General features: G+C 71.5%; 20 protein-coding genes and 1 pseudogene. 14 read left to right on the top strand and 7 right to left on the bottom strand.

The window, feature by feature from the left end; translation table 11 throughout:
- Nucleotides 1-8: 8 nt before the first annotated feature.
- From lepB to O7624_RS09115, 5 genes are all read left to right on the top strand, one after another.
- Nucleotides 9-644 (top strand): signal peptidase I, encoded by a 636-nt coding sequence (lepB, locus tag O7624_RS09135; RefSeq protein ID WP_282239688.1) that lies wholly within the window; start codon nt 9-11, stop codon nt 642-644.
- A gap of 90 nt (nt 645-734) precedes the next feature.
- Nucleotides 735-1,223 carry an NUDIX domain-containing protein gene (locus O7624_RS09130; RefSeq protein ID WP_282239687.1) on the top strand — a complete coding sequence of 163 codons (489 nt, stop codon included), beginning with the start codon at nt 735-737 and terminating at the stop codon, nt 1,221-1,223.
- Nucleotides 1,217-2,029, top strand: coding sequence for a ribonuclease HII (locus O7624_RS09125; protein ID WP_282239686.1), 813 nt, complete (start codon nt 1,217-1,219; stop codon nt 2,027-2,029). The genes O7624_RS09130 and O7624_RS09125 overlap by 7 nt, the downstream gene beginning before the upstream one ends.
- Nucleotides 2,026-2,349 carry a DUF2469 domain-containing protein gene (locus O7624_RS09120; RefSeq protein ID WP_007075222.1) on the top strand — a complete coding sequence of 108 codons (324 nt, stop codon included), beginning with the start codon at nt 2,026-2,028 and terminating at the stop codon, nt 2,347-2,349. The genes O7624_RS09125 and O7624_RS09120 overlap by 4 nt, the downstream gene beginning before the upstream one ends.
- A 215-nt stretch (nt 2,350-2,564) precedes the next feature.
- Nucleotides 2,565-3,263: a peptidoglycan DD-metalloendopeptidase family protein gene (locus O7624_RS09115; RefSeq protein ID WP_282239685.1), complete on the top strand. Its 699-nt coding sequence runs from the start codon at nt 2,565-2,567 to the stop codon at nt 3,261-3,263.
- Here O7624_RS09115 and O7624_RS09110 read toward each other — a convergent pair.
- From O7624_RS09110 to O7624_RS09090, 5 genes are all read right to left on the bottom strand, one after another.
- Nucleotides 3,151-4,332: an aminotransferase class V-fold PLP-dependent enzyme gene (locus O7624_RS09110; protein WP_282239684.1), complete on the bottom strand. Its 1,182-nt coding sequence runs from the start codon at nt 4,330-4,332 to the stop codon at nt 3,151-3,153. The two genes, O7624_RS09115 and O7624_RS09110, sit on opposite strands and share 113 nt — an antisense overlap.
- A 72-nt stretch (nt 4,333-4,404) precedes the next feature.
- Nucleotides 4,405-5,436 (bottom strand): tyrosine recombinase XerC, encoded by a 1,032-nt coding sequence (locus O7624_RS09105; RefSeq protein WP_282240585.1) that lies wholly within the window; start codon nt 5,434-5,436, stop codon nt 4,405-4,407.
- A gap of 114 nt (nt 5,437-5,550) precedes the next feature.
- The gene (locus O7624_RS09100) at nt 5,551-6,789 is read right to left on the bottom strand and encodes a DNA-processing protein DprA (protein ID WP_282239683.1); all 1,239 of its coding nucleotides are present in this window, start codon (nt 6,787-6,789) and stop codon (nt 5,551-5,553) included.
- Nucleotides 6,786-8,303 (bottom strand): YifB family Mg chelatase-like AAA ATPase, encoded by a 1,518-nt coding sequence (locus O7624_RS09095; RefSeq protein WP_093401685.1) that lies wholly within the window; start codon nt 8,301-8,303, stop codon nt 6,786-6,788. The genes O7624_RS09100 and O7624_RS09095 overlap by 4 nt, the downstream gene beginning before the upstream one ends.
- Before the next feature lie 227 nt (nt 8,304-8,530).
- Nucleotides 8,531-8,893 carry a YraN family protein gene (locus tag O7624_RS09090; RefSeq protein WP_282239682.1) on the bottom strand — a complete coding sequence of 121 codons (363 nt, stop codon included), beginning with the start codon at nt 8,891-8,893 and terminating at the stop codon, nt 8,531-8,533.
- A gap of 143 nt (nt 8,894-9,036) precedes the next feature.
- Between O7624_RS09090 and O7624_RS09085 the strand changes: the two are divergent.
- The 8 genes and pseudogenes from O7624_RS09085 (at nt 9,037) to O7624_RS09050 (ending at nt 17,592) form a co-directional block, all read left to right on the top strand.
- Nucleotides 9,037-10,006, top strand: a pseudogene (locus O7624_RS09085) (hypothetical protein).
- Between the two features lie 227 nt (nt 10,007-10,233).
- Nucleotides 10,234-11,106, top strand: a complete 873-nt coding sequence (rpsB, locus tag O7624_RS09080; protein ID WP_281566455.1) for a 30S ribosomal protein S2 — start codon at nt 10,234-10,236, stop codon at nt 11,104-11,106.
- A gap of 133 nt (nt 11,107-11,239) precedes the next feature.
- Nucleotides 11,240-12,067, top strand: coding sequence for a translation elongation factor Ts (tsf, locus tag O7624_RS09075; RefSeq protein ID WP_282239680.1), 828 nt, complete (start codon nt 11,240-11,242; stop codon nt 12,065-12,067).
- A 155-nt stretch (nt 12,068-12,222) separates the two neighbouring features.
- Entirely contained in the window at nt 12,223-12,990 is a 768-nt protein-coding gene (gene pyrH, locus O7624_RS09070; RefSeq protein ID WP_093401681.1) for a UMP kinase, read from the top strand.
- Nucleotides 12,991-13,070: 80 nt separating this feature from the next.
- Nucleotides 13,071-13,628: a ribosome recycling factor gene (gene frr, locus O7624_RS09065; protein ID WP_093402027.1), complete on the top strand. Its 558-nt coding sequence runs from the start codon at nt 13,071-13,073 to the stop codon at nt 13,626-13,628.
- Between the two features lie 280 nt (nt 13,629-13,908).
- Nucleotides 13,909-15,195 carry a phosphatidate cytidylyltransferase gene (locus O7624_RS09060; RefSeq protein WP_282239679.1) on the top strand — a complete coding sequence of 429 codons (1,287 nt, stop codon included), beginning with the start codon at nt 13,909-13,911 and terminating at the stop codon, nt 15,193-15,195.
- Between the two features lie 104 nt (nt 15,196-15,299).
- A complete protein-coding gene (gene rlmN / locus O7624_RS09055) occupies nt 15,300-16,451 on the top strand; it encodes a 23S rRNA (adenine(2503)-C(2))-methyltransferase RlmN (protein ID WP_093401680.1) in 1,152 nt (383 codons plus the stop codon).
- A 31-nt stretch (nt 16,452-16,482) separates the two neighbouring features.
- Nucleotides 16,483-17,592 carry a DivIVA domain-containing protein gene (locus tag O7624_RS09050; RefSeq protein ID WP_282239678.1) on the top strand — a complete coding sequence of 370 codons (1,110 nt, stop codon included), beginning with the start codon at nt 16,483-16,485 and terminating at the stop codon, nt 17,590-17,592.
- A 148-nt stretch (nt 17,593-17,740) separates the two neighbouring features.
- On the opposite strand, the gene O7624_RS09045 is transcribed toward O7624_RS09050, so the two are convergent.
- Nucleotides 17,741-17,962, bottom strand: a complete 222-nt coding sequence (locus O7624_RS09045; protein ID WP_093401678.1) for a DUF2631 domain-containing protein — start codon at nt 17,960-17,962, stop codon at nt 17,741-17,743.
- 190 nt (nt 17,963-18,152) lie between these two features.
- Here O7624_RS09045 and O7624_RS09040 point away from each other — a divergent pair, with 190 nt between their 5' ends.
- Nucleotides 18,153-19,736 (top strand): Rieske 2Fe-2S domain-containing protein, encoded by a 1,584-nt coding sequence (locus O7624_RS09040; protein WP_093401677.1) that lies wholly within the window; start codon nt 18,153-18,155, stop codon nt 19,734-19,736.
- A gap of 45 nt (nt 19,737-19,781) precedes the next feature.
- Here O7624_RS09040 and O7624_RS09035 read toward each other — a convergent pair whose 3' ends face one another.
- Nucleotides 19,782-21,380 carry an NAD(P)/FAD-dependent oxidoreductase gene (locus O7624_RS09035; protein WP_282239677.1) on the bottom strand — a complete coding sequence of 533 codons (1,599 nt, stop codon included), beginning with the start codon at nt 21,378-21,380 and terminating at the stop codon, nt 19,782-19,784.
- Nucleotides 21,381-21,494 lie beyond the last annotated feature (114 nt).

Genomic DNA, 21,494 nt, shown 5'->3' with positions numbered 1-21,494 from the left:
CTCCTTCCGTGATTGACGAGCAGACCGACAAGCCGCGCCACTCCTTCTGGAAGGAACTGCCCATCCTCCTCGGGGTGGCGATCCTGGTCGCGGTACTGGTACGCGCCTTCGTACTGCAGACTTTCTTCATCCCGTCGCCGTCCATGGAGAACACTCTCCAGATCGACGATCGGGTGCTGGTCAACAAGCTCGTCTACCACACCCGTTCGCCGCATCGCGGCGAGGTGATCGTCTTCAAGGCGCCGCTGGAATGGAGTGGCAATCCGGCGGGAGAGGACTTCATCAAGCGGGTGATCGGCGTCGGCGGCGACCGGGTGGTCTGTTGCGACGACCAGGACCGCCTGCTGATCAACGGCACACCGCTGGACGAGCCGTACATCTTCTCGGTCGACGGTCAGCGGGACAAGCCGGCGGACCAGGAGTTCGACGTGCAGGTGCCCGACGGTCGGCTCTGGGTCATGGGCGACCACCGGTCCGCCTCCGGGGACTCGCTGGAGCACTACCAGCAGTCGGGGCAGAACATCCAGTCGGCGACCATCCCCGAGGACGACGTGGTGGGACGGGCGTTCACCATCTTCTGGCCGTTCGACCGGGCCCGGATCCTGACCGTGCCGGACGAGTTCGACGCCATTCCGGAGTCCTGACCAGGGCCGGCCCGCTGCGCCGTCGACGACGGGCAGCGCCGGTTGCGCCGGGGCGTGGGCGGCGTCGCAGGAGTCTGGCAGTCTGGTGCGGTGACCGTCTACACCCCGAGGTGTGCCGCTCGCGTCCTGCTTGTCGACGCGGACGGTCGGTTGCTGCTGTTCCGAGGTTTCGATCCCGCCCGCCCGGAACACGGCCGGTGGTGGTTCACCCCCGGTGGGGGACTGGATCCGGGGGAGACGTACGCCGAGGGCGCGGTCCGCGAGTTGTCCGAGGAGACCGGGCTGCGGCTGACCGTGACCGACGTCGGCCAGCCGGTGCACGCCGACGTCACCGAGTTCTCCTTCGGTGGCGTCTGGTACCGGCAGGAGCAGCAGTTCTTCCTGGTGCGGGTGACGGCGCACGAGGTCGACACGGCGGGGTTCAGCGAGGTGGAGCGGGGCAGCGTCGTCGGTCACCGGTGGTGGTCGGCGGAGGAGTTGCGTTGCACCGCGGAGCGCTGCTACCCACTTGACCTTGCAGAGGTGCTCGGCCGCGCGCTGGCCGGCACGACGGCTGGCATCGAGGGACAAGCATGCTGACTCCACCACGCACCGTGGTACGCCGGGAGGCCGGGCTCTACGCGTTGGAGCGGGCCCTGCAACGGCGCGGCTTCCGGTACGTCGCCGGTGCCGACGAGGCCGGCCGCGGCGCCTGCGCGGGGCCACTGGTCGCCGCCGCCGTGGTGTTGCCGGAGGGTCGGCGTGGCGAGATCGACGGGCTGGCCGATTCCAAGCTGCTGACCCCGGCCAGCCGGGAACGGATCCATGACGAGGTCGTCGAGCGCGCCCTGGCGTACGCGGTGGTGGTCATCCCGGCCGACGAGGTCGACGCCCGGGGGCTGCACGTGTGCAATCTGGCCGCGATGCGCCGGTCGTTGGCCTCGCTGGCGGTCCGGCCGGAGTACGTGCTGACCGACGGGTTCGGCGTCGACGGCTTGGGCGTGCCCGGGCTCGCGGTGTGGAAGGGCGACCGGGTGGCCGCGTGCGTGGCGGCGGCGAGCGTGCTGGCGAAGGTCACCCGGGACAGGATCATGGTCGATCTGGACGCCGAGCATCCCGGCTACGGGTTCGCCGAGCACAAGGGGTACATCACCGCCGAGCACACCGCCGCGCTGCGCGAGCGCGGGCCGTGCCCGGAGCACCGTTTCTCGTACGTGAACGTGGCCGCCGTCTCCGGGCTCGGCGACCGGCCACCCCGCTCCCGGCGACCGTTGGGCGCAAGCCGGGAAGAGCCGATGGAGCACTCGGGCGCGGCAGGGGGTACCGTCGGCGTGGCGTTGGGCGAGCAGCCTCGGCGTCCGGCGCCGGTGGGGGAAGATGTGGTCATGGAAGGCGGAGTGCGATGAGCGCGGAAGATCTCGAGAAGTACGAGACCGAGATGGAGCTCCAGCTCTACCGGGAGTACCGCGACATCGTCCGTCAGTTCTCCTACGTGGTGGAGACGGAGCGCCGGTTTTACCTTGCCAACCAGGTGGACCTGCACGTCCGCAACTCCGACGGCGAGGTCTACTTCGAGGTCGAGATGCACGACGCCTGGGTCTGGGACATGTACCGCCCTGCGCGATTCGTGAAGAATGTTCGGGTGATGACGTTCAAGGACGTGAACGTCGAGGAGTTGGAGAAGCCGGACATCTCCCTGCCCGCCGACTCCGGCTTCGGCGGCTGAGCCCGCGTACCCCCTGAGGGGCGGTGACGGCGGACCCCCACCCGCCGCGATCGTCCCGTGCCCCCGTCCACTGTGCACCCACCGGTGGTCAGTGTCCGACAGCCGCTCATAGCAGATCATCAGCTCGTGCGTGGACTGTCCACAGGTCGTCTGGTCATCCACAAGTGGACCGTCCGGGGCGGCGAAGGTCGAAGGGCCCCGCCAGGCTCGACGGTATGCGACCACGGATGCCGATACTTGGTGGCCTCACGACGCTTCTGCTGCTGACACCATCCGGATCGGCGGGCGGCGCGGCCGTGCCGAGCGAGAGATCGTTCTCGCCTGCCGTGCCCCGGGCGGCTGCCGCACCGGGCATCCCCGACACCAGGCCGTTCCGGTGGCCGGTCGACGGCGTACCACGGCCGGTTCGCCGGTTCGACCCGCCGCCGCGGCCGTGGCTGGCAGGTCATCGGGGAGTCGACCTGCTCGCCCCGGCCGCCGCCACGATCCGGGCGGCCGGTGCCGGCACGATCCTGTTCGCCGGCATGGTCGTCAACCGACCGGTGGTCACCGTCGGCCACGCCGACGGTCTACGGACCACCTACGAACCGGTCCAACCCGCCGTCCCGGTGGGCACGGTCGTGCCGACCGGGGCGCCTTTGGGCACGCTGCTGCCCGGCCACGCCGGTTGTCCCGCCGCCGCGTGCCTGCACTGGGGACTGCGCCAGGGAGACGACTACCTCGACCCGCTGGCTCTGCTCGGCCTCGGTCGAGTCCGACTGCTGCCCGTCGGTGACCCCGTCGTCGCCCGGGTGCGTCCGCTCACCGCTGGGCGAGCAGACCGGGCAACCCGACCGCCAGTCGCTCGTACTCCTCGGGGGCGTTGTAGACCTGGCCGCACAGCCGCAGCCAGCCGCGGCCGTTCCAGGTCGTGACCGCGACCTGGGTGGCGAGCCGCTCGGCGATCCGGGTCTGCAACGCCCGGGCAGCGTCCAGAGTCGTGGCGAGGCCCGCCGGCAACGGAATGAGCCGCATGGCCACCGTCGGTCCGCCGGGGTCGGGCAGGTCGGCCGGTGGCACGCCGAGCGCATCCCCCACCACCCGTTGCCCGTACGCGGCCAGTCCGGCGTTGTGCGCGCGTACCCGGTCGACGCCGAGACTGCGCAGCGTGTAGAGGCCCGCCGGTGCGCTCAACCAGGACGTGTAGTCCGAGGTGGCCTGCCACTCCAGGCGGGCCGGGAACCCCGAGTCCTGCTCCCAGGAGACCACCAGCGGTTCGATCCGGTCCCGCCAACGGGCTGCCACCACGAGTACGGCGGTGCCGCGTGGGGCGTACCCCCACTTGTGCAGGTTGCCCACCCAGAAGTCGGCGCCGATGCTGCTCACCGATGCCGGCAGCATGCCCGGAGCGTGCGCGGCGTCGACAAGCACCGGCACGCCCTGCTCCCCGGCGACCCCGACGATCGCGGCGACCGGGAACAGCCGGGCCGTGGCCGAGGTGAGCTGGTCGACCACAAGCAGGCGGGTGCGGCCCGGACGCAACCCGTCCCGCACGATCTGCACCACCTCTTCGTCGGTGGCGGTCAGCGGCACCCGCAGGACCCGGTGCGTCGCCCCGGTGCGACGGCACTCCCGGCGGATGGAGTGGTCGACGGCACCGTAGCCGTGGTCGGTGGTGAGCACCTCGTCACCAGGCCGCAGGCCGAGGGACTGAAGCACCACGGCGGCACCGGTGGTGGCGTTCGTGGTCAGGGCGGTGCCGTCGGGGTCGGCGCCGAGGAACCCGGCCAGATGCCGGCGAGTGTGCGCGATCCGGTCGACCAGGCCCTGCGTGAAGAAGCGCAGCGGGTCGGCCTCCATCTCGTCACGCAGCCGTTGCTGGGCCCGCTGCGCCACGATCGGGACAGCCCCGAACGAGCCGTGGTTGAGATGACTGACCGCCGGGTCGAGCGAGAAGAGCAGACGGGCGCCCGTGATCGGCTCGGGCGGCGGCGGGACGCTCACCCGATGATCATAGTCGCCTGGTGCCCTCACGTGGGTCGCCTCGCTCGGGCGGTCCTTCGTGCGCGGCGGGTGTCAGGCGCGCGGGTGGGCCTGACGGTAGGCGGCCCGGAGTCGTTCCACCGAGACATGGGTGTAGATCTGGGTACTGGCCAGCGAGGAATGTCCCAGCAGTTCCTGTACCGCCCGGAGGTCCGCCCCGCCTTCGAGCAGGTGGGTGGCGGCGGAGTGGCGCAGCGCGTGCGGGCTGGTCCGGGGCAGGCCCGCCGCCTCGGCGTAGCCGGCGACGATCCGGCGGGCCGTGGTCGGATGCAGTCGGCCACCGCGGGCACCGAGCAACAGCGCATCACGGGAATCGGGGACCGCCAGCGCCGGCCGCCCGTACCGGAGCCAGTCGTCGAGGGCGCGTTGCGCTGGCAGCCCGTACGGCACCGTCCGCTCCAGGCCGCCCTTACCGTGTACCCGGACGACCCGCCGATGCTGGTCGACGTCGGCCGTGTCGATCCCGCACACCTCGCTGACCCGTACCCCGGTGCCGTAGAGCAGTTCGAGCAGCATCCGGTCGCGCAGTCGTACCGCCGCCCCGGTGGTGTCGGACGCACCTGTCACGGGTGAGCCTTCGACGGTCGCCGGACCGGTGCCCGGAGCGGGCCCACCGGGTGTCGGGCCGTCGGATGTCGGCCCGCCGGGTGGCGGTGTGGCCGGCTGGCGGGCGGGTTTCTCGACGAGCAGGGCCGCCTGCTCGGGACGAAGCACCGTGGGCAGCGCCTGGCGCGGTCGGGGGCTGGCCAGCGTGGCGGCGACGTCGGTGGCCAGCAGCCCTTGCCGGTGAGCCCAGGTGCTGAAGGTCCGGGCCGCAGCGGCCCTGCGAGCCAGCGAGGTACGGGCGGCACCGGTCGTGCGTTGCCGGGCCAGCCAGCTGCGTACCGCGTCGAGGCTCAGCTCGGCCACCTCGGTGCAGCCCATCCGCCCAGCATGATCCAACAGCGACACCAGGTCGGCGACGTACGCCCGCACGGTGTGTGCCGAGCGGTTGCGAACCGACGCCAGATGCCCAGCGAACTCGTCCACCGCGTCCCGCAGCGGTGCCGGCAGCGCGTCGTGCATCGCCCGGGTGCTGCTGCTGGCGGCCCGCCCCTGCCCGCCGATGCTGCCCACGGGAACCACCCTACGATCGGGACGCCCCGACGGCGAACAGACGGCGCGCTCGACCGGACGTGATCAGGCAGGAAGTGGGGCGTCACCGCCCATCGGACCGCCCGGTGACGCGGCCGGTCCGGGCCGGGTGGACCGCCGGCTGGGCGTGACCATGGCGTAGCCGTCTTCCCGGCGCACCACCAGGGCCAGCTCCTCCAACAGCGGCAGTTTGCGCAACACCGTGCGGACCGCAAGGCCAGCCCGCGCGGCGAGAGCGTCCACACCGATACGGCCGCGTCGTGGCATCGCCTCCACGATCGACCGGGCGTCGTCGTCGAGCAGATCGGTAGGGCGTTCGGGCCCACGCGGCACCGGGGCCAGCTCGCCGATCCGACCCACCTCCTCCAGCACGTGGGCGAGGCCGGTCACCAGCCGTGCCTCCGGATGCTCCCGAAGCACCTCGTGAGCGCCCACCGACATCGCCGAGGTGACCAGGCCCGGCACCACCATCGCCCGCCGCCCCAGGGCGATGGCCCGCCGGGTGGTCTGCGTCGCGCCACTGCGGGCCGCCGCCTCGACCAGCACGGTGCCCCGGGTGCCCGCCGCGATCACCCGGTTGCGGATGAGGAAGCGGGGGCGCAGCGGCTCCGCACCCGGCGGCCACTCGCTGACCAGCAGGCCGGTATCGGCGATCCGGTCGAACAGCGCTGCGTTGCCCATCGGATAGGCGCGGTCCACACCGCAGGCGAGCACCGCGACGGTGAGACCGCCGGCGTGCAGCGCCCCACGGTGCGCGGCGGCGTCGATGCCGAACGCGCCGCCGGAAACGACGGTCCAGTCCCGGTCGGCCAGGCCGTAGCCCAGATCCGTGGCGATGTGGGTGCCGTACGCCGTGGCGGCTCGGGAACCCACCACCGCCACGGACCGGTCCAGCGCCTCGGCCAGCGGCCACGAGCCGCGTACCCAGAAGCAGAGCGGCGGCGCGGTCTCGACGTCCACCCGGCGACGGGCGTCGGTCAGGCAAAGCGTGCGCAGCTGCTCCACCGTCCCGGGCCACTCGTCGTCGCCGGGGATGACGACCCGGACACCGAGCCGGTCGGCGCGGTGCAACGCCTCGGCGGCGACCACCCTGGCATCACCTGCACGGCTGCGCGCCGCCACGGACTCGCGTAGCGCCTGCTGCGGCGCACCGCCGTCCAGCAGCAGATCCAGCGCGCCCACCGGCCCGAACTCGTCGACCAGCCCGTGCACCGATCGTGTACCCGGCTCGGCCAGCCAGGTCAACGCCACCCGCGCCAGGGCCAACTCCTCGTGGGTGCTCATATGCCCTCTCCCGTCCTGAGTGCGATGGCCTCACCGACGTCCCCCGCGTCCGGCCGTGCCCGCCCGTCCAGGTCGGCGATCGTCCAGGCGAGTCGGACGACCCGGTCGAAGCCGCGGGCGGAGAGCGACCCGGAGTCGAGCCGGGACCGCAGCTCGACGGTGACCCGACCGGGCAGTCGCCACGGCGCTCGACGCAGCTCCGGACCGGGTATCTCGGCATTGAGCCGTCGACCCAGCGGTGCCCAGCGCTCGGCCGCCGCCGCCCGTGCCGCAGCCACCCGCCGGGCGACCACCGCTGATGACTCGTGACTGGTCGTCTCCATCAGCTCGGCGGCGCGCATCGGTGGTAGCCGCACCTGGAGATCGATCCGGTCGAGCAGCGGACCGGAGAGCCGGCCGAGGTAACGACGGCGGGCCAGCGGGGGACATTCGCATCGGTCGTCGCCGGCCGGGTTCGCACACGGGCAGGGGTTGGCCGCGATGACCAGTTGGGCGCGGGCCGGGTATTCGGCGCTGCCCCGGCTGCGGGCCAGCAGCACCCGGCCGTGCTCCAACGGCTGACGTAGCGCCTCCAGCGCCGCCTTGCTGAACTCGGGCGCCTCGTCCATGAGCAGCACCCCGCGGTGGGCGAGCGAGATCGCACCGGGCCGGGCGAGCCCTGACCCGCCCCCGACGATCGAGGGGACGGTCGCGGTGTGATGAGGTGCCTGGAACGGTGGGCGCCGGATCAACCTGCCACCTGCCGGCAACAGACCGGCGATCGAATGCACAGCGGTGACCTCCAGCGCGGCCTCGTCGTCCAGTTCCGGCAGGATCGACGGCAGCCGCTCGGCGAGCATCGTCTTGCCCGCTCCCGGAGGCCCGATCAGTGCCAGGTGGTGGCCACCTGCGGCGGCGACCTCCAGAGCGCGGCGGCCCAGACCCTGCCCGGCGACCTCGGCCAGGTCGGGACCGGGTGCGGACGGCGGCGGAGCGTCGACCGGCGGCTCGATCAGCGGCGTGCCGTCGCGGACGAAGGCGACCAGCCGGTGCAGGGTGTCCACGCCGCGTACCAGCAGCCCGGGGACGACCGCCGCCTCGGCGGTGTTGCCAGCCGGGACGATCACCCGTTGTACGCCGGCCTTCGCCGCCGCGGCGACCATCGGCAGTACGCCCCGGACCGGCCGCACCGTGCCGTCCAAGCCCAACTCACCGAGGACCGCCACGCCGTCCAGCGGCAACAGGGGAAGCTCGCCGGAGCCACCGAGCAGCGCCACCGCGATCGCCAGGTCGAACGCCGAACCGAATTTGGGCAGGGTGGCCGGCAGCAGGTTGAGAGTGATCCGGCGGTTCGGCCACCGCTGGCCGGAGTTGACCACAGCGGCCCGAACCCGGTCGCGCGCCTCGTGCAGGGCGGTGTCGGGTAGCCCGGAGATCACCACCCCCGGCAGGCCGGCGGCGAGATCCACCTCCACCTCCACCAACTGCCCGGTCACCCCGACCAGACCGACGCAGAGCACCCGGGCGTAGCTCATCGGACCACCTCGCTTCGCTCGGCGTCCCGATGAGGTCTCAACACGCTGAGCCGAATGATTCGCTCGCTGCGCTCACTCACCGGACCACCTCGCTTCGCTCGGCGTCCCGATGAGGTCTCAACACGCTGAGCCGAATGATTCGCTCGCTGCGCTCACTCATGGGGCCACCTCGCTTCGCTCGGCGTCCCGATGAGCCACCAACACACTGCGCTGACTGACTCGCTCGCTCATTGGAAGGCGTCCTTGACGTGCTCGACGTGTGCCCGGCCGACGCGGGGCAGCAGCACCGAGATGACGTCGAAACGGACCTCGTCGGCGGTGGTGCCGGTGGCGGCGAGCCAGGCGGCGGCGAGCCCCCGTAGCCGGCGGGCCTTGCGGGGCACCACCGCCTCGGCGGGGCTGCCGAAGGTCGCGGTGCGCCGGGTCTTCACCTCGCAGAAGGCGAGCACCGGCCCATCCCAGGCGATGATGTCGATCTCTCCGGCGCGGCAGCGCCAGTTGCGGGCAACCGGGCGCAGTCCCGCTTCGATCAGGTGACGCACGGCGCAGCGTTCCCCGTACTCGCCGATCGCCTGGTTCCGCTTGGTCATGAGCGGCACCCTGCTCCCGTACGGGATCTCGCGGTGCCCCCGCCCTGCTGGCCTGTGGACAGCCGAGGGTGTTGTGGACGAACGGACGATCATGTCCTAGATGTGCTATAGCGGGCTTTGTTGCTGGTCAGGTGCAGGGTCGGATGGCGCGCGAACCGCCGGTCGCATACGGTGCCGGGCGTGGACGGACGACGCAGTTTCGACGACCAGGAGTCGCGCTGGTATCCGGGCGATCGTGAGGGTGGCTACGCCGACCCGCAGTGGCGTCCGGTGGGAGAGGGGTACTACCCCGGCGACGAGCCGCGTGCGGTGCCCGAGCAGCGCGGCGACGATGACGACCGGTACGGCTCTCCGCGACGCGGTGCCCTGACAGATCCGCTCGGGGATGTCGCGGCGGAGACCGAGCGCTACCGGGCGTCGCGTTCCCGCCGGGCGGAACCGGCCGAACCGGACGTCTCCGGCGAGTTGCCGGTCGATCGCTCCGGCTGGCGCGCGGCCCGCGAGGTGGGCCCCACCAGCGGCGGGGCGCCGGTGTCGACCGATCCGACCCGCGCCGCGCTGGCCGGATACCCGATCGTCGAGGCCAAACGCGGGTCCGAGGTGACCAACCCGTTGGAGCAGCCGACCGGGCCGGTGCCGTCGGTGGCACCCCGGACGGAACCGCCGGTGGGTGAGGCCCCGCCCGGCTCCGCCGACGCCGTGACCGGTCACCCGGCCCCCGGTCACCCGGCCCCCGGTCACCCGATGACGGGCCACCCGGCCCCCGGCCACCCGACGGGCGGCGTCCAGCCAGGGGTGCCGGCCGGGGACGGCGTATACCGGACGCGGCGTCCGGTGCTCGCGGTGCTCTTCGCCGTGCTGGTCGTGATCTTCGAGCTGCCTGCGCTGCGGGTACTGCTGCACGGCGCGACCGCCGACCCGGTTGCTGCCGGGGACGTGTTGGCGGGCACCTTCCTGGTCTGCGGGCTGCCGATCTTCGCGGCCGGCCTCTACGGGCTACGGACGACCGGGTTGTCGCTGAGTGACGGCGCGCGCGGATGGCTGCGACCGCCGACCGCGTACCTGACGGTCGGGCTGGCGCTCTTCCTGGTTGCCGCGATCGCCGCCGGTTGAGCGGAGTCTCGCCGCACCCGGGCGTGGCACGGTCGGGAGGGCGCGTACACTGGTCAACCGGCGACCGCCTCGTGCGGTCGACCTCGCGTGCCCTCCTCACGAATCGTCGTGCGGCGGCGGCCTCCCTGGTCCCGACCCGGTCGGGCCCACCATGGTCGACGACCGGGCACCAGGACGCCCGGCCGCCGGCCGGGCGAGACAACCAGGGACCGCTAGGAGTACGAATCATGGCCGTCGTGACCATGCGTCAGCTGCTGGAAAGTGGTGTTCACTTCGGGCACCAGACCCGGCGCTGGAACCCGAAGATGAAGCGCTTCATCTTCACCGAGCGTAACGGCATCTACATCATCGACCTGCGCCAGACCCTCGACTACATCGAGAAGGCGTACGACTTCGTGCGCAACACGGTGGCCGAGGGCGGCAGCATCCTCTTCGTCGGCACGAAGAAGCAGGCGCAGGAGGCGATCGCCGAGCAGGCGACCCGCGTCGGCCAGCCGTACGTCAACCACCGCTGGCTCGGCGGGATGCTGACCAACTTCCAGACGGTGTACAAGCGGCTGCAGCGGATGAAGGAGCTTGAGGCCCTCGGCGACCTCAGCGGCACCGCCGCCGGCTACACCAAGAAGGAGACCCTGCAGCTCTCCCGCGAGAAGATCAAGCTGACCCGCACCCTGGGCGGTCTGCGGGACATGCAGAAGCTCCCGGCCGCGGTCTGGGTGGTCGACACCAAGAAGGAGCACATCGCCGTCGACGAGGCCCGCAAGCTGGGCATCCCGGTGATCGCCGTGCTCGACACCAACTGCGACCCGGACGAGGTCGACTTCCCGATCCCGGGTAACGACGACGCGATCCGCTCGGCCGAGCTGCTGACCAAGGTCGTCGCCGCCGCCGTGGCCGATGGCCTGATCGCCCGCTCCGGTCGTCGCCGGGGCGGCGACGAGAAGCCGGAGGCGGGTGTCGCCACCGACGAGCCGCTCGCCGAGTGGGAGCGCGAGCTGCTCGAGGAGCCGAAGAAGGCCGACGAGCAGCAGCCGGCCGCCGAGCAGCCCGCCGCCGAGCAGCCCGCGGCCGAGCAGCCGGCCGCCGTCTCCGGCCAGTGACCGTACCGCCGTTCGGTCACCGTCCGTTCCACCGACGGTGACCGGCGGCGGGTAGACCGGGCACGAACCTCTCGGAACCGGGTAATCGTCACCTCAGACCATTCCACGCAGTCTCAACACCGAAGAGAGAGCCATGTCCCAGATCACCGCCGCGGACGTCAAGAAGCTCCGCGACCTGACCGGCGCCGGCATGATGGACAGCAAGAAGGCCCTGACCGAGGCCGAGGGCGACTTCGACAAGGCCGTCGAGATCCTGCGCGTCAAGGGCGCCAAGGACGTCGGCAAGCGGGCCGGCCGGACCGCCGCGAACGGTCTGGTCGCGCACTCCGGCAAGGCGCTGCTCGAACTCAACTGCGAGACCGACTTCGTCGCCAAGAACGACAGCTTCATCGCGCTGGCGCAGCAGCTGGTCGAGCACGGCGAGCGCGCCGGTGTCAGCAACGCCGAGCAGCTGCTCGCCAGCGAGATCGACGGCCGTACCGTCGCCGACCTGGTCCAGGAGCAGTCCGCCAAGATCGGCGAGAAGCTGGTGCTCAACCGCTTCGCCAAGCTCGATGGCACGGTCGCGGTCTACCTGCACCGTAAGGCGCAGGACCTGCCGCCGGCGGTGGGCGTGCTGGTGCAGTACACCGGCAAGGCCGACGAGGCGGGCGATGCCGACGCGCGTGGCGCGGCGATGCAGATCGCCGCGATGCGGCCGCAGTACCTCACCCGCGACGAGGTGCCGGCCGAGGTCGTCGAGTCCGAGCGGCGTATCGCCGAGCAGACCGCCCGCGAGGAGAACAAGCCCGAGGCCGCGCTGCCGAAGATCGTCGAGGGTCGGGTCAACTCCTTCTTCAAGGACTTCGTCCTGCTGGAGCAGTCCTCGGTGACCGACAACAAGAAGACGGTGAAGCAGGTGCTGGCTGAGGCCGGCATCGAGGTCACCGGCTTCGTGCGGTTCGAGGTCGGCCAGGCCTGAGCCGGCTCGGGGCGCACCGCGCCCGTGGGCTGGGAGCAACGACGAGACGAGGAGGCCGCCGGTGTACGCGACACACACCGCGGCCTCCTCGTCCCATAAGGTCGGCAGCGGCAGGTACGCGCACCCGAGCGCGCCAGTGGGGGAAGGACGGGCGGATGACGCAGGTTGTGAGTGACCGGACGTTGGCGGCGGACGATCCGACGGCACCACCGCCCGGCCGGGCCCGGCGGGTGGTGTTGAAGCTGTCCGGCGAGGTGTTCGGTGGTGGTGCCATCGGCGTCGACCCGGACGTGGTGCAGGCCATCGCCCGGCAGATCGCCACCGTGGTACGCCGGGGTGTGCAGGTCTCCGTGGTGGTCGGCGGCGGCAATTTCTTCCGTGGCGCGGAGTTGCAGAAGCGGGGCATGGACCGCGCCCGGGCGGACTACATGGGCATGCTCGGCACGGTGATGAACTGCCTGGCCCTCCAGGACTTCCTGGAGAAGGAGGGCATCGAGACCCGGGTGCAGAGTGCCATCACGATGGCCCAGGTGGCCGAGCCGTACATCCCGCTGCGGGCGATCCGGCACCTGGAGAAGGGCCGCGTGGTCATCTTCGGCGCCGGCGCGGGCATGCCGTACTTCTCCACCGACACGGTGGCCGCCCAGCGCGCGCTGGAGATCCACGCGGACGTCGTGCTAATGAGCAAGAACGGCGTGGACGGCGTCTACACGGCCGATCCCCGGATCGATCCGACCGCCAGCAAGTTCGACTCGATCACCTTCTCCGAGGTGCTGCGTCGCAACCTCCGGGTCGCCGACGCGGCCGCCTTCAGCCTCTGCATGGAGAACGGCCTGCCGATGCTGGTCTTCGGCGCGCAGGGCGACGACACGATCGTCCGGGCCGTGGGTGGCGACAAGATCGGCACGCTGATCACCACCTGAGCCGACCGCCGACGGCGATCTCGGCGGTCCCGGTGACCCGACAAGCCCACGACGAGCACAAGAAGGAGGCGAGGAGACCGGTGATCGACGACACCCTCCTCGAGGCCGAGGAGAAGATGGAGCGTGCGGTCGAGCACGCCAAGGAGGAGTTCGGCGCCATCCGCACCGGTCGCGCGACTCCAGCCATGTTCTCCAAGGTCATCATCGACTACTACGGCAGCCCGACCCCGCTGACGCAGATGGCGTCGGTGGCCGTGCCCGAGCCGCGCATGGCCATCATCAAGCCGTACGACAACTCGCAGATCAACGCGATGGAGAAGGCGATCCGCGACTCGGACCTCGGGGTCAACCCGAACAACGAGGGCAACCAACTGCGCATCCTGCTCCCGCAGATGACCGAGGAACGCCGTCGCGACATGATCAAGGTGGCCCGGCACAAGGGTGAGGAGGCGAAGGTCGCCATCCGCAACATCCGCCGCAAGGGCAAGGAAGAGCTGGACCGGCTCGTCAAGGACGGCGAGGTCGGCGAGGACGAGGGCCGTCGCGCGGAGAAGGAACTGGACGACCTGACCCAGCGCTACGTGTCGCACGTCGACGAGTTGGTCAAGCACAAGGAGTCCGAACTCCTGGAAGTCTGACGCCGAGGTCACCACCCGCTTGATCATGAAGTTGTCGTCCCCGCCACCGGCGCGGCGTGGTGACAACTTCATGATCAAGGAGGTGGGAGCGGACACCGGTACGTCCTGCCGGGCGGACGGGTGCAGTAGGCTCGGCACGATTCCCGGTGACCCGACGGTGAACGGTGGGGATCGGCCAGCCGACAGGCCGGCACATCAGACGGAGCGCCTCGCGCGGGTAGGGGATGGTAGTGGCTGTGCGTCAAGTGGTGGATCTCGTACCGCTTCCCCCTGGTGCGTGATGTCCCACCTCGACCCCTACGGCGGCGCCGACGCCCGTGACTGGGATCGCCCGGACCGACCCACCGCGCTGCCCTGGCCGGACCCGGACGTGGAACCCGGTCCGTGGGGCCGCGGCCGGTACGTCGGCGACCGGCCGGCCCAGGAAGGCCGCAACGGGCGCGGACCCACCAGCTGGGACCAACCACCGCACGGGCGCAACGGAGTCCACGACCTCGACCACGGCGACGCGCCCACCGCGCAGATCGCGCCGGTGCGGGTGGGTGCCGGTCGGGACCATGACGAGGCGCCCACCACCCAGCTGACGCCGGTGCGGGACCATGACGACGCGCCCACCACCCAACTCGCGGCAGTGCCGCCCGAACACGCAGGCCCCGGGACAGCCGAGCCCGACGGGCCGGACGCCCCGGGTCGGCGCCACCGGGGCCGGCGTCGGGCCGGTGCCGGCCGACCGGCCACCCAGCCGGGCGCGAGCCGAGCCGGGCGGAACCTGCCGGCGGCCATCTCGGTCGGCGTGGGCCTGGGCGCGGCGGTCCTGCTGCCCCTGTTCCTCTACACCCCGGCGTTCCTGCTGGTGCTCGCCGCAGCGTTCGGCGTCGGCATCTGGGAGATGTCCCGCGCGGTGCGTCGTGGCGGCGCCGAGGTGCCGCTGGTGCCGCTGGTCGCCGGTGGGGTGCTCACCGTCACCCTGGCCTGGTTCGCCGGGCTGGACGCGCTCCTGCTCGGCCTCCTGGTCACCGTGGCGGGCACCCTGGTCTGGCGGCTCGGCGACGGTACGGCCAACCTCCGGCGGGACATGACCGCCGCGACCCTGATCTCGGTGTACGTACCGTTCCTCGGCGGTTTTGCCGCCCTGCTCGCGTCGTCTCCCGGTGACGGTGCGCTGCGGGTGCTGGTGACGCTGGTCGCGGTGGTGCTCTCCGACACCGGTGGGTACGCGGCCGGCGCCAACTTCGGCAAGCGGCCGATGGCCCCGACGATCAGCCCGAAGAAGTCCTGGGAGGGCTTTGCCGGCTCGGTCGGCGCGGCGGCATTGGGCAGCGCCGTACTGCTCTGGCTGCTGTTCGACGTGGCGCCCTGGTGGGGTGCCGTGTTCGGGATGGCGGTCTCGGGCGCCGCGGTCCTCGGTGACCTCGCCGAGTCGATGATCAAACGGGATCTCGGTGTGAAGGACATGAGCAACCTGCTGCCCGGTCACGGCGGCCTGATGGACCGGCTCGACTCCGTGCTGTTCGCGGTGCCGACGGCGTACCTGCTGCTCGTGGTCTTCGTTCCGGCGGTGAACTGAGGCATGGCCCACGCCGGCGGGACCGGGGCACGGACGAGGCGGGAGCGGATCCGGCACCTCCGCAGGAGTGCGTTCCGAGCCGGGCGTGCCAGACTGGACGTGCTATGACGAGTCTTCCCCTGATGCCGGTCGACCCGGACGCGCCTGGCGCGCGTCGGGCGGCGATGCCACCGCAACACCTCGCCGACCTCGACCTCGACGGCCGGAAGGACCTGGTCACGAAGCTGGGCGAGTCGGCGTTCCGGGCCCGGCAGGTCTCCACCCACTATTTCGGCCGGCTGGTCCGCGACCCCGCGCAGATGACCGACCTGCCGGCGTCGTCCCGCGACCGCCTCGCCGACCAGCTGCTGCCCCGGCTGCTCACCCCGGTCCGCGAGCTGGCCTGCGACGACGGCGCGACCCGCAAGGCGTTGTGGCGGTTGCACGACGGCTCGCTGGTGGAGAGCGTGCTGATGGGCTACCCGGACCGGGTCACCGTCTGCATCTCCAGCCAGGCCGGATGCGGCATGGCGTGCCCGTTCTGCGCGACCGGTCAGGCCGGCCTGACCCGCAACCTCTCCACCGCCGAGATCGTCGACCAGGCGGTCTACCTGGCGGGCGTGGCCGCCTCCGGCAAGGTCGCGGGGTCACCGCCGAGGCTGTCGCACGTGGTCTTCATGGGCATGGGGGAGCCGCTGGCGAACTACAACCGGGTGATCGCCGCGATCCGCCGCCTGGTCGCGCCGCCGCCCGAGGGGCTCGGCCTGTCGCAGCGGCACATCACCGTTTCCACGGTTGGGCTGGTGCCGGCCATCCACCGACTGGCCAGCGAAGACCTCTCCGTGACTCTTGCGTTGTCGCTGCATGCCCCCGATGATGAGCTGCGCGACGAACTCGTGCCGGTCAACCAGCGCTGGAAGGTGTGCGAGGTGCTGGACGCCGCCTGGGCCTACGCGGCCCGCACGGGCCGTCGTGTGTCGATCGAGTACGCGATGATCAAGGACGTGAACGACCAGCCGTGGCGAGCTGACCTGCTCGGCCGGCTGCTGGCCGGCAAGTTGGCCCACGTGAACCTGATCCCGCTCAACCCGACTCCGGGCAGCCGCTGGGACGCCAGCCCGAAGCCGGTCGAGCGGGAGTTCGTCCGGCGGTTGCGCGACGCCGGGGTGTCCACCACGGTGCGGGACACCAGGGGTCGCGAGATCGACGGAGCGTGTGGGCAGCTGGCCGCCGCGGAGGACAGTGGCACCGACCCGGCCGGGGAGATGACGGCGTGACCGGGCGTGGCGAACGAGACCAGGAGACATAGTGGCGAGTCAGGGTCAGCGTTTCCGGCGTAAGGCGCTCCGCCGGGGATACAAGGTTGACGAGGTGGACGCCTTCCTGGACCGGGTCGAGGCGACACTCGCCGGGCAGCCGGTCGGAGCGCCGGTGGCCTCGCAGGAGGTCCACGACGTCGTCTTCCGGGTTCGCTTCAACGGCTATGACGAGTGGCAGGTCGACCTGCACCTCGACCGGGTCGAACGGCAGCTGGCGGAGCTGGAGGAGCGCGGCGGCGTGTCCGGTCGCGGCGATGGCCGGATGGGCCCGATGGAGCGGATGGGCCCCGGCATGCGCGAGGACCGCGGCATGTCCCCGGTGCCGCAGCCGCCGATGCCGCCCCGGACGATGCCGGCGCAGGCCGGCCCGCCCTATGGCCGCTACGACGAGCCGACGGGCGCTTTCGCCGGTGGGTACGACAACGCTCCCCGGGGTGGTTACGACGGCCCGCGCGGCGCTGCCGCGCCGATGGGGCCGGGCGCGCCGATGGGGCCTCCCGGCGGCATGGGTCACGGTGGGCCCCCGCCGCGTGGACTGCCTGCCGGCCCCGGCGGTTACGGTCCGTCGGACGCGCCGGGTGGCTACGGTCCGCCGGACGGTCCCGGCGGCTACGGTCCGCCGGACGACCAGCGCTTCGACGGGTTCGAGGCGGGTCGACACGGCCGTACGGACATGACCGCCGAGATCAGGCTGCCGGACCGGGACCCCCGGCGTGGCCCGGCGGGACCGCCCGGCCTGCCGCAGCAGGCGCTCGGCGGGCCTCCGATGGGTGGCCCTCCGGCGATGGGCGGCCCGCCCGCGATGGCCGGTCCCGCGATGGGTGGGCCTCCGATGGCCGGCCCACCCGGCAGTGACCTCTACCGGGTGGACCAGATTCGACGTAGCTTCCAGGTCCGTCGCTTCGGCAGCGGGTACGACCCGGACCAGGTGGACCGGTTCTTCGAGTCGCTGCTCGGCGGGATGGCCGGGCGCAACCAGATGCCGGTGAACCCGAAGGACCTGGACACGCTCCGCTTCGGGCTGGTGCAGGGCGGCTACTTCGAGGCCGAGGTCGACGCCGCGCTGAAGAACGTGCAGGACATCCTTTTCGGCCGCTGACCGACAGCGATGCGCGAGGGCCCGCCTCCGGAAACCGGAGAGCGGGCCCTCGCGCTTGCTCGCCCAGATGGGTGCGGCGGTCGGCCGCCAAGTCGTTGCGCCGGGCCCGGTCGCTCAGCAGCGCGGGCCGTTGCGGCTGAACAGATCGTCAGGAGCGCAGGCCGTTGCGGCGCAGCACCACGTCACCGATCACGATGAGCAGCAGCAGCGCGGCCAGGCCGATCAGCCAGAGGTTCTCGACCCTGCCCTCGTGGTTGCCGCAGAGCATGGCCAGCAGCGCGAACGCGGTGAGCACCGCGCCGATCCGCCCGGCCTTACGGTGCCCGGGCTTGTGCTGGTCTGGCGACGTTACCGGCTCGCTGCCTGCCACTGTCGGTCCTTCCTCGCGAACGGATCTCCGGCTAGTCTGGCACGTCCCCCGCGACGGTTTCCGGCCAGGGCCGATGGGCCCCGCTCCGGTGGGTGGAAGGGCACTACCGGCGTCGCGGGGCGGGGACCAGACTGCCTCCGGTAGCGTTCTGGGGCGTACACCTTGATTGTCTTTTTGAGGGGGAACTGCGGTGCGAGTGACCGGTACGGGGCACGCCAGCATGCGGATCGACACGCCCGCGGGCAGCATCCTGTGCGACCCGTGGGTCAATCCGGCCTACTTCGCCTCCTGGTTCCCGTTCCCCGACAACTCCCAGCTCGACTGGGAGACCCTCGGCGACGTCGACTACCTGTACGTCTCCCACCTGCACCGGGACCACTTCGACGCGGCGCACCTGAAGCGGTACGTGTCGAAGAAGGCGACCGTGCTGCTGCCCGAATTCCCCACCTCCGAGATGGAGGACGAGTTCCGCGAGCTGGGCTTCACGAACTTCCTGAAGACCCGCAACGAGGAGGTCGTCGAGCTGGACGGCGGCCTCAAGGTCATGATCCAGGCGCTGACCAGCCCGACCGACGGTCCGATCGGTGACTCCTCGCTCTGGGTGGAGTACGACGGCGTCCGGCTGCTCAACCAGAACGACGCCCGCCCGACCGACCTGAGCACCTTCGCCGAGCTGGGCCACGTGCACGCGCACCTGCTCCAGTTCTCCGGCGCGATCTGGTATCCGATGGTCTACGAGCTGCCGAACGCGGCGAAGACCGCCTTCGGCAAGCAGAAGCGGGATCGGCAGTTCGACCGTACCTGGCGTTACATCGACGACCTCAAGGCCGATCACGTCTTCCCGATCGCCGGCCCGCCGTGTTTCCTCGACGACGAGCTGTGGCAGTTCAACGACATCTTCGGCGACGAGGGGAACATCTTCCCCGACCAGTCGGTCTTCCTGTCCGAGTACGCCAAGGTCGGCGGCACCAACGGCATCGTGCTGCTGCCGGGCAGCGTCACCGAGGTCACCACCACCGGGGCCACGACCACCCACCCGATGCCGGTGGAGGAGTTCTTCGCCAACAAGGTCGCCCACCTGGAGGAGATGCGCGAGCGTAAGCGGCCCATCATCGAGGCGGAGAAGGCGTCCTGGCGGCACCCCGAGGTCGACGTGCTCAAGGAGCTGAAGCGGCGCATCGAACCGCTGCTCGACGAGTCGATCTACCTGGCCAAGGGGGTCGGTGGTCCGGTCCGCTTCGACCTGGTCGGCTACGACGGCGAGAGCATCGAGTCGATCGTGGTCGACTTCCCCGGCAAGCAGGTGCGGCCGTACGCCGACGAGAAGGTGCGTTACCGGTTCCGTACCGAGCGGGCGCTTGTGGAGCACCTGCTGCACATCGGCGAGGTGGACTGGGTCAACTCGCTCTTCCTGTCCTGCCGCTTCTCCGCCGCCCGGATCGGGCAGTACAACGAGTTCGTGTACGCCTTCTTCAAGTGCCTCTCCACCGAGCGACTCCAGTACGCCGAGGGCTGGTACGACGAGCACGAGCGGGCGGTGGACGCCGAGGACATCACCATCGGCGACTGGGTGGTGCAGCGCCGTTGCCCGCACCTGAAGGCGGACCTGAGCCGGTTCGGCATCGTCGACGGCGACCAGCTCACCTGTCAGCTGCACGGTTGGCGGTTCGACCTGCCCAGCGGGCGCTGCCTGACCAGCGTCGGTCACAAGGTGCGCGCGCACCGGGTCGGCGAGGAAGTCGCGGTCGCGGAGGCCGCCCCACCGGCGAGCTGAGCCCGTCCGCCTCGGCGTCCCCGCCCGGGGATGCCGACGCGTCGCCTACCGGCCGAGGTCGGCGAGGATGCGCTGGGCGGCGTTGTGGCCGGCGGCACCGATGACGCTGCCGGCGGGGTGACAGCCGGCGCTGCCCGCGTACACCCCGTCCACGCCGGTGGCGTAGGGCATCCGGTCGGCGAACGAGACGGTGTTGTCGACGTGGTGGATGTGCCCGCCGGTGATGCCGAAGTGCGCCTCGATGCCGGGTGGCGGCAGCGGCACCGCGTCGGCGATCAGGTCGCCGGTGCCGGGGGCGTACCGCTCGCAGATCCCGACCAGCCGGTCGACGTAGCCGGGCAGCTCCGCGTCCCAGGTGGTGCCGGCCAACTCGTACGGCACCGACTGCACGAACAGTGCCGACGAGTGGTGCCCGGCCGGGTCGGCCAGCGACGGGTCGACGGTCGTGTGCAGGTACCACTCGATGGTCGGCTCCTGCGGCAGTCGGCCGGCCCGCACGTCCGCCCACATGGCGCGCAGCGCCGCCATCGGTGACTCGCCGGTGCCGCCGGCCAGTGTCGCCGAGCCGGGCAGCAGGTGGATGGTGGAGCCGAACGGGCTCGGCGCGTCCTCGGGCAGGCAGGAGAAGCGGGGCAGGTCACGCAGCGCCAGGTTCAGCTTGAGGGTGCTGCCGGTGCGCCGGAGCGCCGCCATCCGCCCGCTGAGCGTGGTCGGCAGCGCTCCGTCGGGCAGCAGCTCCATCAGCCGGTACGGGTCGCAGGCGCCGAGCACCACCTCCGCGTCGACCTGGCGGCCGTCGGCGAGCACCACGCCCCGGGCAGCGCCCCCGTCGAGGGTGATCGCGGCGACCGGTGCGCCGGTGACGATCCGGGCGCCGGAGGCCCGGGCCGCGTCGGCGAAGATCCGCGAGACGGTGCCCATGCCGCCCTCGGCGATCATCCAGGTGCCGCCCGAACCGGGCAGCCGGCACATGTTGTGCACCAGGAAGTTGTGCCCGGTGCCGGGGTCGTCGGGGCCGGCGTTGAGCCCGGACAGGCCGTCGGTGACCGCGTACATGCTGACCAGCAGCTCGGAGCGGAAGTCGAAGCGGGCCAGGTAGTCGGCGACGGAGCCGCGTACCAGGTCGATGAAGACCTGGCGCAGCGCGGGACGGACGTGGCGTTCGGCGGTCTCCTCGACGCTGAGTGGCTCGGCCAACCAGGCCGGGGCGAGGTCCTCGCGTAACGCGGCCAGCTCGGCCTGCAACGCCTCGTCGGCGGCGGCGTCGGCGGGGGAGAAGAATTCGGCGAGCTGTGCCCGGGTGGCCTCCGTGTCGGTGCCGAAGAGCAGGTACGGCGAGCCGACCCGGCCGGGGGTGGGCAGGAAGTAGTGCGGGTCGCGGCGCAGCACCGGGATGCGGACGTCGAGCGCGGCCAGCAGCTCCGGCGGCATCAGCCCGAGCAGGTACGACCCGGTGGAATGACGCAGCCCCGGCACCTTGGGGAACGGATTCTCGGTGCGGGTCGCCCCGCCGATCACCTCGGCGGCCTCCAGCACCAGCACGTCCAACCCGGTCCGGGCCAGCAGGATCGCGGAGACCAACCCGTTGTGCCCAGACCCGACGATCACCACGTCGGCCCGCCCCGGCACCTCACCACCCACCATCCCCGCACCCTAACCCTTGCCACCCCACACCCACCCCCGCGATCTTGCACTTTCTGCCCGGGCAAGAGGTGTCAAAGCGACATATCGCCGACCAAAAGGCTCTTCTGCTTGATG

The sequence above is a fragment of the Verrucosispora sp. WMMD1129 genome (assembly GCF_029581255.1).
Taxonomy (GTDB): Bacteria; Actinomycetota; Actinomycetes; order Mycobacteriales; family Micromonosporaceae; genus Micromonospora; species Micromonospora sediminimaris.
The sequence above is the reverse complement of the archived record's forward strand: the minus strand, read 5'-3'. Positions and strand labels throughout refer to the sequence as shown.